The organism is Zwartia hollandica, from assembly GCF_019923725.1.
Classification (GTDB): Bacteria; Pseudomonadota; Gammaproteobacteria; order Burkholderiales; family Burkholderiaceae_B; genus Zwartia; species Zwartia hollandica.
On sequence record NZ_JAHXRI010000007.1, the window covers coordinates 417,547 to 432,025 of the forward strand.

Here is a 14,479-nt window from a genome sequence, read left to right on the forward strand (position 1 = left end):
TGAATTTCTCCTAATAAGATTTAGGCAAGCCAAGCACACGCTCGGCGATAAAGCACAACACTAGCTGGGGGCTCACAGGCGCAATACGTGTGATCAAGACTTCGCGCAGGTAGCGTTCAACATGGTATTCCTTGGCATAGCCAAACCCACCGTGCGTCATCACAGCGGTCTGACACGCATTGAAACCCGCCTCGCCGGCCAGATACTTCGCGGCATTCGCCTGAGCACCGCAGGACTCGCCTTTATCAAAAAGCGTTGCAGCCTGCATTACCATCAGGTTCGCAGCCTCAAGCTCCATCCAGCATGCTGCCAAGGGATGCTGGATCCCTTGATTCTGACCAATCGGTCGATCAAAGACGACACGCTCACGCGCGTAATTCGTTGCGCGCTTAAGCGCGACCTTTCCAAGACCAACCCCTTCTGCGGCGATTAAGATTCGCTCGGCATTCATGCCATGCATGATGTATTGAAAACCTTTGCCCTCCTCTCCAATACGATCAGCCACAGGCACCTTCAATCCATCAATGAATAACTCATTTGAATCTACGGCCTTGCGGCCCATTTTTTCAATTTCATGGACTTTGATGAAGTTACGATCGAAGTCGGTGTAAAAAAGGCTTAAACCATCCGTGTGTTTCTTTACCTCTTCAAGGGGCGTCGTACGCGCCAGAATCAACATCTTCTCTGCCACTTGTGCCGTTGAAATCCAAACCTTGGTTCCACTCAACACGTAGTGATCACCCGAGCGCTCAGCCTTAACTTTAAGCTGCGTGGTATTTAAACCTGTGTTCGGTTCGGTCACTGCGAAACAGGCCCGCTCTGCACCTGAGACCAGAGGCGGCAACATACGCTTTTTTTGCTCTTCCGTGCCGAACTGCACAACGGGATTCAAGCCGAAAATATTCATGTGCACAGCCGACGCGCCACTCATTCCAGCGCCAGATTCGCTAATAGTCTGCATCATGATCGCGGCTTCAGTGATTCCGAGTCCGGAACCACCGTAGGCCTCGGGAATGCAAATGCCTAGCCAGCCATCCTTAGCGAGTGCTTGATGAAAGTCTGCGGGAAAGCCACCGTGCCTGTCTTTCTCAAGCCAATACTGATCATCGAAATGCTCGCAAATCTTTGCGATTGCTTCGCGAATCGTTTCTTGCTCTTGCGATAAGGAAAAGTCCATCACTACACCTCAAATTCAAAACACTATTCGAATACTATTTTTCTTCTGGCGCTAGCGTCACACCCTGCTTGAGCAGGTCAGCAATTTTCTGCTCGGAATAACCAAGCTCGCGCAACATCTCGACACTGTGCTCGCCTAGACGCGGTGCATGACGTCCATGCTCAGGTTGGCTTTCAGTCCAAGTCGTCGGCACGTCAACCATACGAATACGCCCCTCGGTCGGATGCTCTTTCCATTTAAAAAACTCAATCGCATTTAAATGGGGGTCATCGAATATCGTCTCGAGAGAATGCAGAGGCATGGTCGGAATATCCGCAAGCTCTAAGAGCTTGAGCCAGTCCTCAGTGGTGCGCTCGAGAAAGATCTTGGCTACCAAAGCCTGCAGGTCGTTAATGTGTTGGGTACGGATACTTAAATTCTTAAATCTTGCATCCGTTTCGAAAATCTCTGATTGCCCAATCGCTTTAAAAAATGAAGCCCACTGCTTATCGTTGTAGATGACCGCACACACATAGCCATCAGAGGTTTTGTAGGGACGACGCTCTGAGGCCAGCAAACGCGGGTAACCAGGCGGACCGTTAGGTGGGTCAAAGGTTTGGCCACCAATGTGGTCGCTCAATAAATGGCTGATCATCGTTTCGAACATAGGAATATCGATCCGCTGCCCAACACCTGTTTTCTCACGGTGATACAAGGCCGCGCACAACGACGTTGCTGCATACAGACCAACGGTACGATCCACGAGGTTCGATGGCACGTAACGCGGCACGTCTGAGCCCGCTTGCTTAATGAGCGAAGGCAAACCAATCGCTCCTTGAATCAAATCGTCGAACGCTGGTTTGTGCCCGTAGGGTCCGTCTTGACCAAAACCAAATGTACCTGCGTACAGGATGCGAGGATTAATGCTCTTGACTTCGTCGTAGCCGAGTCCGAGGCGCGCCATTGCTTGCGGACGTACGTTGTAGAGCAAAATGTCAGCCGTTGCGATCAATTTTTTGATCGCCTCAAGCCCCTCTGGATGTTTGACGTCCAACACCATCCCACGCTTGCTGCGATTAACGTGCAGATATAGCGACCCCATCCGTGGATGCTGCATCGGCCCGACGTCGCGCACCATATCACCCGAGGGAGACTCCACTTTAATGACATCCGCTCCCATGTCGCCGAGTAGCTGGGCTGCGTACGGGCCCATCAAGATCGCAGTCATATCGACCACGCGTATACCTTTTAGTGGACCACTCATGATGTCACAACCTTTTGAAACGTCATCTCAATATTTACGCTAATTGCGCCGCGGCAATAATTTTTTTAGCTAACCGCAAATGCGGCATATCTAGCATTTTGCCGTCTAGGGTAGCGACACCAACCTTGCCACTACTTGCAAAGGCAGCGACGACCTTTTGCGCCCACTCTTGCGTAGCAGCATCCGGAGTCATTGCTTGGTTAATCACAGGGACTTGGCCAGGATGGATTGCAGCCTTGGCCGAGAACCCGTCGCGATAAGCTCGTCGCGTTTCCCGCGTGAGCGCTTGTGCATCGTTAATGACAGTAGGGACAGTGTCGATTGCAGGGACACCAGCTGCCGTTGCTGCAAACAAACAGAGCGAGCGCACCAAATTAAAGGGCGAAGTCCATTCCCCGGAACCGTCCTCTTCCTTGTTCGTTAGCGCACCAATGTCGCCGGACAAGTCTTCTGCTCCCCACATCATGCCAGCCAACCTAGGCGTCGCACCGCGATACTCATTCAACCCAGCAAGTGACTCGGCATTTTCAGTCACGATGGCAATGATCGAGGTTAAGTCGTCCCCTTGTGGATACAGATGCTCGAAAGTTTCAAGATAAGCCGAGAGCAACGCGAGATCTTTAGCACCGCTCGCCTTGGGCAAGACAACCCCATCTGGCCGACAACGCATGACCGCTGCCAGATCTGCCAGCGTCATTCCGGTACCCAGCGCGTTGACACGCACATACAGCTTGGGTGTCGGCACAGCACTTTGCTTGGTGTGCGTCAGAAACTTGACCAGTTCATCTCGGCCGTCTTGTTTGCGTGCCATCGACACCGCATCTTCCAGATCAAAGATCAACACATCTGCGCCGCTCTGCAAAGATTTCTCAAGCTTGCGCGAACTATCCGCAGGCACAAATAGCAGGGATCGCATTGCAATTCTCCGTTTTTGATCTAAAGGCGTTTAGTGCCTCTAAAAGCTTGGGTTCGAGTATAGCTTGGGTGGATTGGGCGATAATTAGTCAACACTCTCAGAGGGATTTGCCTGCACCATGAGCAAAGTTTTAACACTCACGATGAATCCTGCCCTCGACCTGTCGACTTCAATCGATAAAGTTGTACATACCGATAAATTGCGCTGCACAGCAGCAAAAACTCAACCAGGCGGGGGTGGCATCAACGTGGCCCGTGTGCTCTCCCGACTGAATCCAAACTCTGCCGAAGCCTGCATTGCCGTCTATCCAGTCGGAGGTTTAACCGGACAACTTCTCGTCCAAGCATTGAAGGTGGAGGACGTTCGTAGCGAACCCGTTCCAATCTCTGGAGAGACCCGCGAAGCCTTTTCCGTGCACGAAACATCAAGCGGAAAGGATTTTCGCTTCTTATTGCCGGGTCCAACGCTCATCCCGGCTGAGTGGCAAGCGTGTTTGAACAAGCTGCTAAACCTCACGCACACCGATGACACTGTGATTGCCAGCGGCAGCCTTCCGCCAGGCGTACCCGATGACTTTTTTGCACATCTTGCTACAGCGGTGAAAGAAAAGGGGGCTCGCCTAGTCTTGGACAGCTCCGGAGTTCCACTCAAGCTTGCCCTTCAAACTGGGGTGTATCTCGTCAAGCCTAGTTTGCGCGAACTCGAGGAGCTGGCCGGACAGGCGCTTGAGACCGAAGCGCAATGGCGCTCGGCTGCGCAGTTGTTGCTTGACGCACAACAAGCCGAAATCGTCGCGGTATCCCTTGGAGCAGAAGGGGCCCTTGTGGCAACACCCACTGGAATATGGCGTGCAACCGCTATTCCCGTTAATGTTGTGAGCACCGTGGGTGCGGGTGATAACTTCGTTGCGGGCTTTGTATGGGCGCTGCGCAATCAAGAGCCCCTTGAGCAGTGCCTTTCCTACGCGATGGCGAGCGCCGCCGCTGCCGTGATGAACCAAGACTCTAGCCTGTGCGACCCTGAGTCAATGCACAGGCTTCACTTGCAAGCACATGTCACTCGACTAAGCTAGACCTTATCTGGCCCGGTGTAATGCTGCGGCCACATCTGCTGAATCACTTGTGTATGACTAGCGTAGGCGTAACAGCTGTCCACTTTTAAAGGGCGACCGTTGGCATCAACCGGATCGGGGCGTGTGCGTGTGACCGGCCACAATGCCTGATACGCCGCCGTAGCCATTGGCCCAAGCAACTCCATCATGTGAGTACATCCTGCGGCACCTTTTAAATGCCCCCGGACGATCTTGCTCCACCCTGCACCAATTCGCTCTCCCTTTAACTTAGCAAGCGTCGAGGGAGCCTCTTTGCACACACCGAACGGCGTGGCATCGGACGATGCTGCTACATCATGTATCAAAAAGTGGTCGTCAATAACGAGCCGCACCCAGATATCATGAATATGCTGCCCAGCAGGTTTTTCTACTTTCGCGAGCGGAGCCAAAAAAGGTATGGGCTTGGAATCTTCCACGCGGCCCTCAATGTCATACAAACCATCCGCTCTGCGATAAGCGCGCATCGTGATGTGCCTGGTATGAATTTCTTCGCGTTCGACGGTTGGGACTAAAGGCACGGCAGACCTCTCTATTGGATGACGGGATTTTACGGGTTTCCCCGACCACACCACAGAACACTAAGTCGTGCTTTATTCCTGCGGTGCGCCCAACAACCTCTCGCGTGCCGTAAGGTAAATCGGTAATATCAAATCGTCACCTTCTAGGCGTTCGCATGGCCTCCTTGCTGCAAACCTTCACCAATGTACGCCGCGATGAACTATCTCGGACGCTTGTGGCTGGGCTATTTTTCTTTTTTGTCCTCAGTGCCTTGATGGTGGTGCGTCCCGCTCGCGAAGCGCTTGGCATGCAACGCGGTATTGAAGCGATCCGCTGGCTCTTCTTTGGGACGTTGTTTGTCACACTATTAGTCAATCCCATTTTTGGCTGGCTAGTCAGTCGCTTCAAGCGGCAAGTATTTATTTCAACAACTTATCTTTTTTTTGCAACTGGCCTACTAGTTTTCTATTTATTGCTAGTCTTGAGCCCTACGCATGTTGGCCAAATTAGTGGCCAAGTGTTTTACGTTTGGTTTAGCGTCTTTAATTTATTTGCCACCATGCTGTTTTGGGCGCTGATGACTGACAGCTTTACCAAAGATCAGAGCGAGCGGTTATTTGGCGCAATTTCTCTTGGTGGGACACTCGGTGCGATCTTCGGCCCTTGGCTAGCGAGTCAACTTGCCAAACCCTATGGGACCGCAAGCTTACTGCTCGTGGCCGCTGGCTTTTTAGTACTCGCAACACTTTGTACCTGGTGGATGTCAACGCTGCGGAAGTCCCTGCACAGCCACGAAACGACAACAACGTCAGACACGCAAATCGATTCGGCGTTAAACAACCCAATCGGGGGCAACGCTTGGGCGGGCCTGGGCGCCGTGCTTCGCTCACCTTTTCTGCTGGGCATCTCAGCTTACGTGCTCATCCTTGCAGTCGTCGCAACGCTGCTGTATTTCACACGCTTACAAATGGTGGCTGCCTTAGCACTCGACACCGACACCCGCACCGAGACGTTCGCTCGTATCGATTTCTATACACAAGTGGCGACCTTCATCTTGCAAGGTTTTCTGACTAGCCATTTAATCAAACGCTTCGGCATTGCCTTCACCATGGCGCTTCTACCACTGACCGTCATATTCGGATTCGTGGGCCTCGCAGTTATTGGGTCACTGGCCGCACTCATTGCAGCCGAGGCTAGCTTCAAAGCAGTCCAGCGCGGAGTGATGCGACCAGCGCGTGAGACCCTCTTTACCAATACGGCGCGCGAAGAACGCTACAAAGCGAAAGCCTTTATCGATACCTTTGTTTACCGGGGCGGAGATGCTCTTGGCGCTCAAACTGAGGGCTTACTAAAGAGTCTAGGCATGGGCCTTGCTGGACTGGCTTGGTTCGCCGTTCCACTTGCTGTTCTTTGGATGGCGCTCGGACTCTGGCTTGGCTCATCACCAAAACACCACTTTCTTAATCGACGCAGGAACGAAAAATGATGAATCGACGCACGTGGCTGCAAACTGCAGTCGCCACAGCAGGTGCTGCTGCACTCCCTCAGTCTTGGGCACAGTCCCTATCCGGCAGGGGGCAACTGATTACGCGCGCTATCCCAACAACCGGCGAGCGCCTACCGATTATTGGTCTAGGCAGTTCGGCAACATTTGCACAAGTCGCACGCTCGGAAGATCACGATGCGCTTAAAGCCGTGCTCGCTAAAATGACTGAACTAGGGGGAAAGCTTTTTGATACGGCCCCGAGTTATGGTGCCTCCGAAGAAGTCGCAGGGAAAATCGCACAAGAACTCGGTATCAACAAGACACTATTTTGGGCCACAAAGCTCAATGTTGCCCCGCGCGGTGGCAAAGCCGACGCCGACGCAGCACGCAAACAGCTTGAGACATCTTTTAAACGCATTGGCCGCCCCGTTATTGACTTAGTCCAAGTCCACAACATGGGAGATATTGCGACCCAATTGCCAATCCTACGGGAAGCTAAGCAACAAGGTCGTATACGCTACCTCGGTATCACGACTACGTTTGAAAACCAGTATGCCGAGCTCATCGAAACGATGCGCACGCAACAGGTGGATTTCATTGGTACTAACTACGCGATTGATGATCTGTTCGCAGAAAAAACCATTTTGCCCCTAGCCAAAGAGCGCGGTATCGCAGTTCTCGTTTATGCACCCTTTGGTCGCGCTCGGCTCTGGGCTCGCGTAAAAGGACAACAAGTCCCTGAGTGGGCCAAAGAGTTTGATGCCACCACCTGGGCACAATTCTTTCTAAAATTCGTTGCGAGTCATCCAACGGTGACATGCATCACACCAGCCACCAGCCGCGTTGCAAATATGGTGGATAACATTGGCGGAGGGATCGGTCGTCTTCCCGATGAGGCAATGCGCAAACGCATGATGGACCATATCAATAGCCTACCAAACGCCTGAGACTGCAGCGCATTGTGCTAAATTCTCCAACCTAATGTCTTTATTTAAACGTTCCGTCGTCTCCGAAATCACCAATCACACAAGCGTCGTCCTTTCGACGCTAATCGTGATCTGGCTGAGCGTCGTGCTTGTTCGACTGCTAGGCGAAGCGGCTGCAGGACGCATCGGTGCAGATGTCGTTGTGGGACTGGCCGCCTTTACAACCATTGCAGCCTTGCCCGTTATTCTTGCCGTATCGCTTTTTATTGGCGTGCTTACCACCGTCACACGCAACTACCGCGAATCCGAAATGGTGGTGTGGTTTTCAAGCGGATTATCCCTGCTTAACTGGATTAATCCCGTACTGCGCGTAGCCATTCCCGTCGCGTTTTTGATTGCCTTCTTAACGCTTTATGGCACGCCCTGGGCGAACCGTCAGATCGGTGAATATCGAGCCCGTTATGAATTGCGTTCCGATCTCTCCAAAGTCACTCCCGGTCAGTTTCTCGAGACAGAAAAGGGATCACGCGTATTTTTTGTTGAAGGTCCTGCAACGCCGGACGGTCCGCTCGGTCAGGTATTCATGCGACTGATTGATCCTGATTGGTTCAGCCTAATCACCTCGAATTCGGCCGACACCGTAATGCAAGACAACGGTGATAAGTTCCTAGTGCTTGGTGAAGGACATCGCTATGACTTCAAACTCGGCACACCTGAAGTGCGGATTGCAGAATTTGAGTCGTTTGGCGCACGTATAGAAAGCAAAGATGGCGAGGCGTCGCTCAAAAAAGCGCGCGAAGACACCTTAAATAGTCGACGTTCAAGGCCCACACCATGGTTGATTAGTGACCGCGTGCCCAGCTCCTCCGCACAGTTGATGTGGCGTGTGGCTGTGCCCATGGCCGCCTTGAACCTGGCGCTAATGGCCATTCCTTTGGGCGCAGTCAATCCGCGGATCGGACGCTCTGGCGATCTATTAATCGCTGGCTTGGTCGCCATGCTTTACCTGAACCTGATTAACCTCTCGCAAGGCTGGATCATCCACAGCAAACTGTCCTTCGTCGTGGGGGTCTGGCTCGTGCATGCCATCTTTGCTGCCTGCACCCTTGTATTGTTATGGCATCGGCTGCGCGTAAAAACTCCTAAACCGCCTACAGTGGCACCAGCTTAATCCTCTAAAAAGTAAATAAGGAAATCTCATGAGCGGACTTCAAAAAATCGATATCACACTCGGCAATGGTGCCGAAGCGGCAGCAGGTCAACACGTTTCTGTCCATTACACCGGCTGGTTGCACGACGCAACTGCAGCAGGTAACAAAGGCGCTAAATTTGATAGCTCGGTAGATCGCGGTGATCCCTTTGATTTTCCGTTGGGTGCCGGCCACGTTATTAAGGGCTGGGACGAAGGCGTTGCCGGCATGAAGATCGGTGGCAAACGCACCTTGATCATCCCTCCAGAAATGGGCTATGGTGCACGTGGTGCAGGCGGCGTGATTCCACCAAACGCCACACTGGTATTCGATGTAGAACTACTCGCGATCAGTTAATCCGGAGACCACTATGCAGCCAAACATCTTTTCAACGATACGTGCCATTGGAGTGAGCAGCGTCGCTGCTTTAACGTTGTTTGCGACTTCGCAGGTGAACGCACAAAGCGCGGCCAACTACCCAAATAAACCCATCACAATCGTCGCTCCCTTCGCACCAGGCACGCTCACTGACATCCTGACGCGCACGATCGCGAACAAACTTTCGATCGCGCTAGGTCAACCCGTTGTCGCAGAAAACAAAGCGGGCGCTGACGGCAACATTGGTGCAGCCTACGTGGCCTCTGCTCCTGCAGATGGCTACACATTGTTAGTGGGCGCAACCAGTATCGGCTCGATCAACGTGTTGCTGCACAAAAATATCAAATACGATCCTCAGCGTGATTACGTTGGTATCACTAACCTAATCAGCGTGCCGAATGTGCTCGTCGTTGGCTCGCATGTTCCGGCTAAGAACATTAAAGAGTTGCTCGCCCTACAGAAGCAAAAGAGCTTTAATTACGGTTCAAGCGGTGCAGGGGGCAGCATGCACCTTGCAGGCGAGATCTATAAGAAGATGGCCGGCGTAGAGATGGTGCACATTCCCTACAAGGGTACGACACCCGTCATTAATGACATCATTGGTGGGCGCGTTGAAATGATGTTCTGTAACTTGCCGGTCTGTCTGTCATTAATCAAGTCAGGCAAGCTGACTGCACTTGGTGTCACGTCGGCCAAGCGTTCAGCACTTTTACCAGACGTTCCAACCCTCGCTGAATCCGGTTTACCTGGGTTTGACGTGAGTGGCTGGTTCGGTTTGTTCGCACCAAAAGGCACGCCACCAGACATCGTCGCCAAGCTCAACGCTGAGACGGTCAAAATCCTGAACGACCCTCAGTTTAAAGAAGAGTTCTTGAGCAAGGGCGCCGTCACGATTGGCGACTCCTCAGCCGCCTTCACCAAGTACGCAGCAGACGAGCGTACGCGCTGGGCCAAGATTATTGAGGAAGCCAAGATTACGTTGGAGTAACACGCTTAGTTTTTTAAGCGGCTAAATCAGCAAGCCAAGACGCTGCGTCAACAATAAGCACCCCTTGCTTTTCTTGTTGTTGACGTAGCTGCCCCACTGCCTGCACTGCAGTCGCGTCAGGGAATTGTTTTGCAAAACGCGCTAAGGCGCTGTGCAACCGATCGTCACTCGCTTTGCACTCGATCAGATGCGTCAATTCTTGTTTTTCACTAAGAACAAAATCGACCTCAACACCGTCTTTAGTTCGTAGATAGTGCAAATCGACTTCTCTGCCAGCGCTATCTTGCAAAAAATGTGCATGCTTTTGAAGCATTGTTGCCATCGCATTTTCTAGCCGTACACCCTCGTCTCCTCTGACCAGTCCCGTGTCATAAAAGTACACTTTCGGCGTCTTAAGCAGAGCTCTCGCAATATCTCTATGCCAAGGATGGATCGTGAAGACAATAAAGAGGGCCTGTAGAATCTCCAGATAAGTCGATACGGTCGCTGGCGAGATCGCCAGGTCACGCGCAATCGAGTTCAAAGATAAAGGCGAGCCGACTCTATCACGCAACAACTCGACGAATAGGCGCATCGCTCCAACTTCACGCAATCTAGAAAACTCCAGTACGTCATCACGGACAAGACCTGTTAAGTACTGAGCTCGCCATCTATTTGCATCTTCATCCGAATCCGCCGTACACGGTTCAGGGAAGCCACCACGCTCAATCAAATGCGACAGTGCCTGAGAGGGCTCTGCTCCAGTCACGGCGCACCACTCCCTAACTGAGAAAGGATGCAATCGATAAGAAAAAAAACGTCCCGCCAGCGATTCACCTGTGTGCCGAAATGTATCCATTCGGGCACTGCCGGTGACGAGCAGTGCCTGCGAAGAAGGACGACCGTCTACGACACCTTTAAGCCAATTTTTCCAGAGATCCATCTTATGGATCTCATCTAAAACCAATAGTCCGGCGTCTTTTCGCCAAGATTGATCAATCAAAATCCTACGATCTTGAGCAACATCCCAATTGAAATACTGTGAGCGGTCAAACTGCGGCATGCACTGTTTCGCGAGCGTGGTTTTACCCACCTGGCGTGGTCCAGTGACGATGACCATCTTGCGATGGAGATCTTTCAGTACTAATTGATCAAGATAGCGCTTCATGCGACTATTTTAATGTGAATTGCAAAAAAGTCGCGACTTTTTTGCAATTTACTTCATAAAAGTCGGAAAATTCCAGTCTTGAGAGCGCTCTTACCCACGCATTCCGCAGGCTTTAGCCTGACGCGCCTCAAACTGCTTACAGCGCTCGTCGTGCTTAAAACCACGAATCCCACCCCGGACTGTCCCGGGCTCACAGCTTCGGTACAGGTCTCGCCAAGACTCAGGCATCTGATCGCTATCTGGTGGCGCAATCCAAAGCCGGTATAGCAATCTTTTTTTAGCTGGGTCTTCATGATCCACGAACTCAGTACGCGAATGCAACGTCACATGACTGCTAATGATCTGCACATCACCGGGCTCAAGCCACATCTCGTAAGCGACATCGGGGCGACGCATCACTTGATCGAATTGCTCCAACGCGGCGAATTGCTCGGGCTTTAACTGTGGCGCACCTTCAATTTTTTGCGCACTGCGCACGCGATTCCAGTTCCAACGGCCAAACCACTTGCCTTTGCATTCTGAAAAAATCGGCATCACCACATAAGGGCCCTCGTCGGGCGCCTGCTCGCCTTGACGACTAAACGCAATGGGTTCGTACAACCATTTAACTTGGTCTGGGTATTCACGCACCATCACGTCGTGTCCAGCCATCGAGCTACTGATAATTGTCTTGCCGCCAGATACCGCTTTGTTAAAACAGCTCAGAAAAATGATGTCCGACGAATCTGTATGAAAGTCTAGGTCTGCATTCGAGGAATAGCCCCGTCCCGTACCGGTTCGGTAATCCATTCCTGCATTACGTACGGCAGAGATGTATTGCGTCTCTTTACCTTGTGGTCTTGGCACGCCTGAATGCAATCCCAAGCCCCACGTCAAAATCTCAAACTGATGCGCAGTGAGCTCTTCTCGTGGCAGACCTTTGATCAAAGCGACTCCGCGCCCGCGCTTGACCTCTTCTAGCGCAGCCGACAAGGTCTGTAATGTTTTGCTCCAAGCAAAATCCGCAGGACTGTAATCGAACAAGGTTTTATTGGTATCAGCGATGGCGGTAACTGTTCGCACCATCTCTTGACGCGTCTCGTCATCAACCCTAAATATCCAGCGCTGATCGTTCTGCAGATCAGCCGTACGCCAATTTGAAGGATGTTGTAAGGAAAGCATAGTGTTCTACCTGACCTGCCGATTTAGACAATTCATTCTATACCAGCGATAACAGGGAACAACAGATGCAAACCGCTTCCATGCACCCCAACATTAGGAAATTACCGTGACCAACTCAATTCTTGGTGCCGTTGCGCGTACATATTTTTGAATGCCATGCCCGGGATTTGGCCGACGCTGCGACACTAACAACCCAGCTCTCTCTAGCGCACAAATATCTTTTGTTATTGCTACTCGATCGCGTTGCAAGATATCCACCAACTGAGATATCGACTTCTCATTTTTTACAACTGCAAGTATTAATTTTTGACGAGCGGCAGAGATCACTGCAAGCAAATCGTTCGGATCCTCAAATGACAAGGTGATTTTTCTTTCAAAAACTTGTCCCGCATCCGCTCGCTTTGCAGCTTGCCTAGCCCGAGAAAAAAAACCTTGCTCTGTACTTGTTCGCACGATAGCTTTTGCCATAATTTCATTTCCTTGAAGCAACCAGTTCGCGCCAATCTGATTCAAAACGACGCACAGTATCCTCGTAGCTAACGAAAGAGACTGACTCTACATATCCAAAATAATGACGATGATGGTAATCGTGAGCATTGTCGTACCCGATCACTCGTCCATTGTCACCTTGATAAATCAGTTTATTAATGTACGCGAGGTTATACCGCGTGACGAACGTTCGCTCGCCCTCTAAATAACCCCAAACCTCGTAGCTTAAGACCCCACCTCCAGCTTTCCTTTTGGGAACGTATCTCTCACGCTCAAGAAGGGTTACTACTTTATTAGTGCGACTTTTAACCAAGGGAAGTATTCCATACTCAGATGTAATTTGCAAAAACACATCTGAATCACTGTTTAAGATGTAAAAAGACGAATAGCCAATGATCCACCCAATAGTCGCTGGCGCATATACGCATAACCACGCTACACGAGAAATACAAATGTCGATCTCAAGATCGACATGTCGTTATACTATCTATAACTATCTACCCCACTACTGGAAGCCAAAGTCCGATGCAGAATGGTCCAATCCTTGCTGGCGTTCCAATTATTGAGTCTCCGTTTTTTTCTGACTTCATCGCGTCGCATTATTTTGACGATGCGCAGCAAAGCATTGCGCAAGATCTCAATCTTTACGGCTTTGCCGTCCTACCGAACTTCTTCGCCCAGATCGGGCACCAAGCCCGACAAATCCGGCAAGACCTTCAGCCCTTGTTTGCTCAAGGCCAGCAATCGGGCGAAGATGCTAAGCAAGGCGTTTTTACCAACCGCATCCAAGATGCGTTCAAACACAGCCAAACGGTCAAGCAACTTGCTACCGATCCACGCATGCTCGCTCTACTGAGCAAACTGTATGGTCGGCAGGCGTTTGCCTTTCAGACACTGAATTTTGAATGCGGCAGTCAGCAAGCCGTGCACAGCGATGCGGTTCATTTTCATTCGCTCCCCGAACGCTTTATGTGCGGCGTATGGGTCGCCCTCGAAGATGTCACGTTAGATAGCGGACCACTCTGCTATTACCCTGGCAGCCATAACCTCCCCGTTTACGATAGCCGGCAGGTAGGCTTCACGCCGTCACAACGTACCCAGCAAGACGTGTACGAACCGCTCTGGAATAAGCTGATCGAGACACATCGCCTACGCAAACAAGTGTTCACTGCCAAAGCGGGTGACGCTTTGATCTGGACTGCGAATCTATTGCATGGTGGTGAACCTATCTTGCGGGCTGGCTCAACACGTTGGTCGCAAGTCACGCACTATTATTTTGAAGGGTGTCGCTATTACACCCCAATGCATTCAGATCTTATCGAGGGCAAGGTTGCACACCGCGATCCGGTCAACATCGCAATGGGCGTCAAAAGCTCCGAGGTTCCGAGCCTGAGACAGCAGCAGGCTGGCAACCAGACGCTACGTGGCTTTAAAAAAGCCTACGCTGCCCTGCTCGACACACTGATGCCCTTTAGTGCGCGTGCAAAGCAACGCACGCGGTGGCCGGAAATTCCGCTGCCGCCTGACTTTGATGCACAAACCTACGCGCATCTCAATCCCGACATCGTAGAAGCTGGACTAGACCCAGCACTACACTATTGTCGTCACGGCTATCTTGAAGGTCGTCCGTACAAGATTTCCGTACCAATAGACTTTGATGCTGAAGCCTATAAGGCACTGAACCCGGATGTGATTCAGGCAGGCTTTGATCCCGTGCGACATTACATCTTGCACGGCCATCAAGAAAACCGTCGCTACCGGAACTGATC

At 51.5% G+C, this 14,479-nt stretch carries 14 protein-coding genes; 7 read left to right on the plus strand and 7 right to left on the minus strand.

The window, feature by feature from the left end; genetic code table 11:
* Window positions 1-10: 10 nt before the first annotated feature.
* The 3 genes from KZZ10_RS10065 to KZZ10_RS10075 are packed head-to-tail and all read right to left on the minus strand — an operon-like array spanning window position 11 to window position 3,336.
* Entirely contained in the window at window positions 11-1,177 is a 1,167-nt protein-coding gene (locus tag KZZ10_RS10065) for an acyl-CoA dehydrogenase family protein (protein ID WP_259661384.1), read from the minus strand.
* A gap of 34 nt (window positions 1,178-1,211) precedes the next feature.
* Window positions 1,212-2,420 carry a CaiB/BaiF CoA transferase family protein gene (locus KZZ10_RS10070; protein WP_259661385.1) on the minus strand — a complete coding sequence of 403 codons (1,209 nt, stop codon included), beginning with the start codon at window positions 2,418-2,420 and terminating at the stop codon, window positions 1,212-1,214.
* Window positions 2,421-2,454: 34 nt separating this feature from the next.
* Entirely contained in the window at window positions 2,455-3,336 is an 882-nt protein-coding gene (locus KZZ10_RS10075) for an HpcH/HpaI aldolase/citrate lyase family protein (RefSeq protein WP_259661386.1), read from the minus strand.
* 118 nt (window positions 3,337-3,454) lie between these two features.
* Between KZZ10_RS10075 and KZZ10_RS10080 the strand changes: the two genes are divergently transcribed.
* Window positions 3,455-4,408, plus strand: coding sequence for a 1-phosphofructokinase family hexose kinase (locus KZZ10_RS10080; RefSeq protein ID WP_259661387.1), 954 nt, complete (start codon window positions 3,455-3,457; stop codon window positions 4,406-4,408).
* On the opposite strand, the gene KZZ10_RS10085 is transcribed toward KZZ10_RS10080, so the two are convergent.
* Window positions 4,405-4,965 (minus strand): DUF2889 domain-containing protein, encoded by a 561-nt coding sequence (locus KZZ10_RS10085; RefSeq protein WP_259661388.1) that lies wholly within the window; start codon window positions 4,963-4,965, stop codon window positions 4,405-4,407. The genes KZZ10_RS10080 and KZZ10_RS10085 overlap by 4 nt on opposite strands.
* Window positions 4,966-5,120: 155 nt before the next feature.
* On the opposite strand from KZZ10_RS10085, the gene KZZ10_RS10090 reads away from it, so the two are divergent.
* From KZZ10_RS10090 to KZZ10_RS10110, 5 genes are read left to right on the plus strand one after another with little or no spacing between them, the layout of a single operon-like run.
* Window positions 5,121-6,431: an NTP/NDP exchange transporter gene (locus tag KZZ10_RS10090; RefSeq protein WP_259661389.1), complete on the plus strand. Its 1,311-nt coding sequence runs from the start codon at window positions 5,121-5,123 to the stop codon at window positions 6,429-6,431.
* Entirely contained in the window at window positions 6,428-7,378 is a 951-nt protein-coding gene (locus tag KZZ10_RS10095; RefSeq protein ID WP_259661390.1) for an aldo/keto reductase, read from the plus strand. Before KZZ10_RS10090 ends, KZZ10_RS10095 begins: the two co-directional genes overlap by 4 nt.
* Before the next feature lie 34 nt (window positions 7,379-7,412).
* The gene (lptF, locus tag KZZ10_RS10100; RefSeq protein WP_259661391.1) at window positions 7,413-8,528 is read left to right on the plus strand and encodes an LPS export ABC transporter permease LptF; all 1,116 of its coding nucleotides are present in this window, start codon (window positions 7,413-7,415) and stop codon (window positions 8,526-8,528) included.
* Window positions 8,529-8,556: 28 nt separating this feature from the next.
* Window positions 8,557-8,904: an FKBP-type peptidyl-prolyl cis-trans isomerase gene (locus tag KZZ10_RS10105; RefSeq protein WP_259661392.1), complete on the plus strand. Its 348-nt coding sequence runs from the start codon at window positions 8,557-8,559 to the stop codon at window positions 8,902-8,904.
* 13 nt (window positions 8,905-8,917) lie between these two features.
* Window positions 8,918-9,913: a Bug family tripartite tricarboxylate transporter substrate binding protein gene (locus tag KZZ10_RS10110; protein ID WP_259661393.1), complete on the plus strand. Its 996-nt coding sequence runs from the start codon at window positions 8,918-8,920 to the stop codon at window positions 9,911-9,913.
* Window positions 9,914-9,926: 13 nt separating this feature from the next.
* On the opposite strand, the gene KZZ10_RS10115 is transcribed toward KZZ10_RS10110, so the two are convergent.
* The 3 genes from KZZ10_RS10115 to KZZ10_RS10125 all read right to left on the minus strand — a co-directional run bounded on the left by KZZ10_RS10115 (window position 9,927) and on the right by KZZ10_RS10125 (window position 12,734).
* Window positions 9,927-11,060: an ATP-binding protein gene (locus KZZ10_RS10115; RefSeq protein WP_259661394.1), complete on the minus strand. Its 1,134-nt coding sequence runs from the start codon at window positions 11,058-11,060 to the stop codon at window positions 9,927-9,929.
* A 90-nt stretch (window positions 11,061-11,150) separates the two neighbouring features.
* Complete coding sequence (locus tag KZZ10_RS10120; protein ID WP_259661395.1) at window positions 11,151-12,221, minus strand: TauD/TfdA family dioxygenase; 1,071 nt, start codon at window positions 12,219-12,221, stop codon at window positions 11,151-11,153.
* Window positions 12,222-12,314: 93 nt separating this feature from the next.
* Window positions 12,315-12,734 carry an HVO_A0114 family putative DNA-binding protein gene (locus KZZ10_RS10125; protein WP_259661396.1) on the minus strand — a complete coding sequence of 140 codons (420 nt, stop codon included), beginning with the start codon at window positions 12,732-12,734 and terminating at the stop codon, window positions 12,315-12,317.
* Window positions 12,735-13,235: 501 nt separating this feature from the next.
* Here KZZ10_RS10125 and KZZ10_RS10135 point away from each other — a divergent pair.
* Window positions 13,236-14,477: a phytanoyl-CoA dioxygenase family protein gene (locus KZZ10_RS10135; RefSeq protein ID WP_259661398.1), complete on the plus strand. Its 1,242-nt coding sequence runs from the start codon at window positions 13,236-13,238 to the stop codon at window positions 14,475-14,477.
* Window positions 14,478-14,479: the final 2 nt, after the last annotated feature.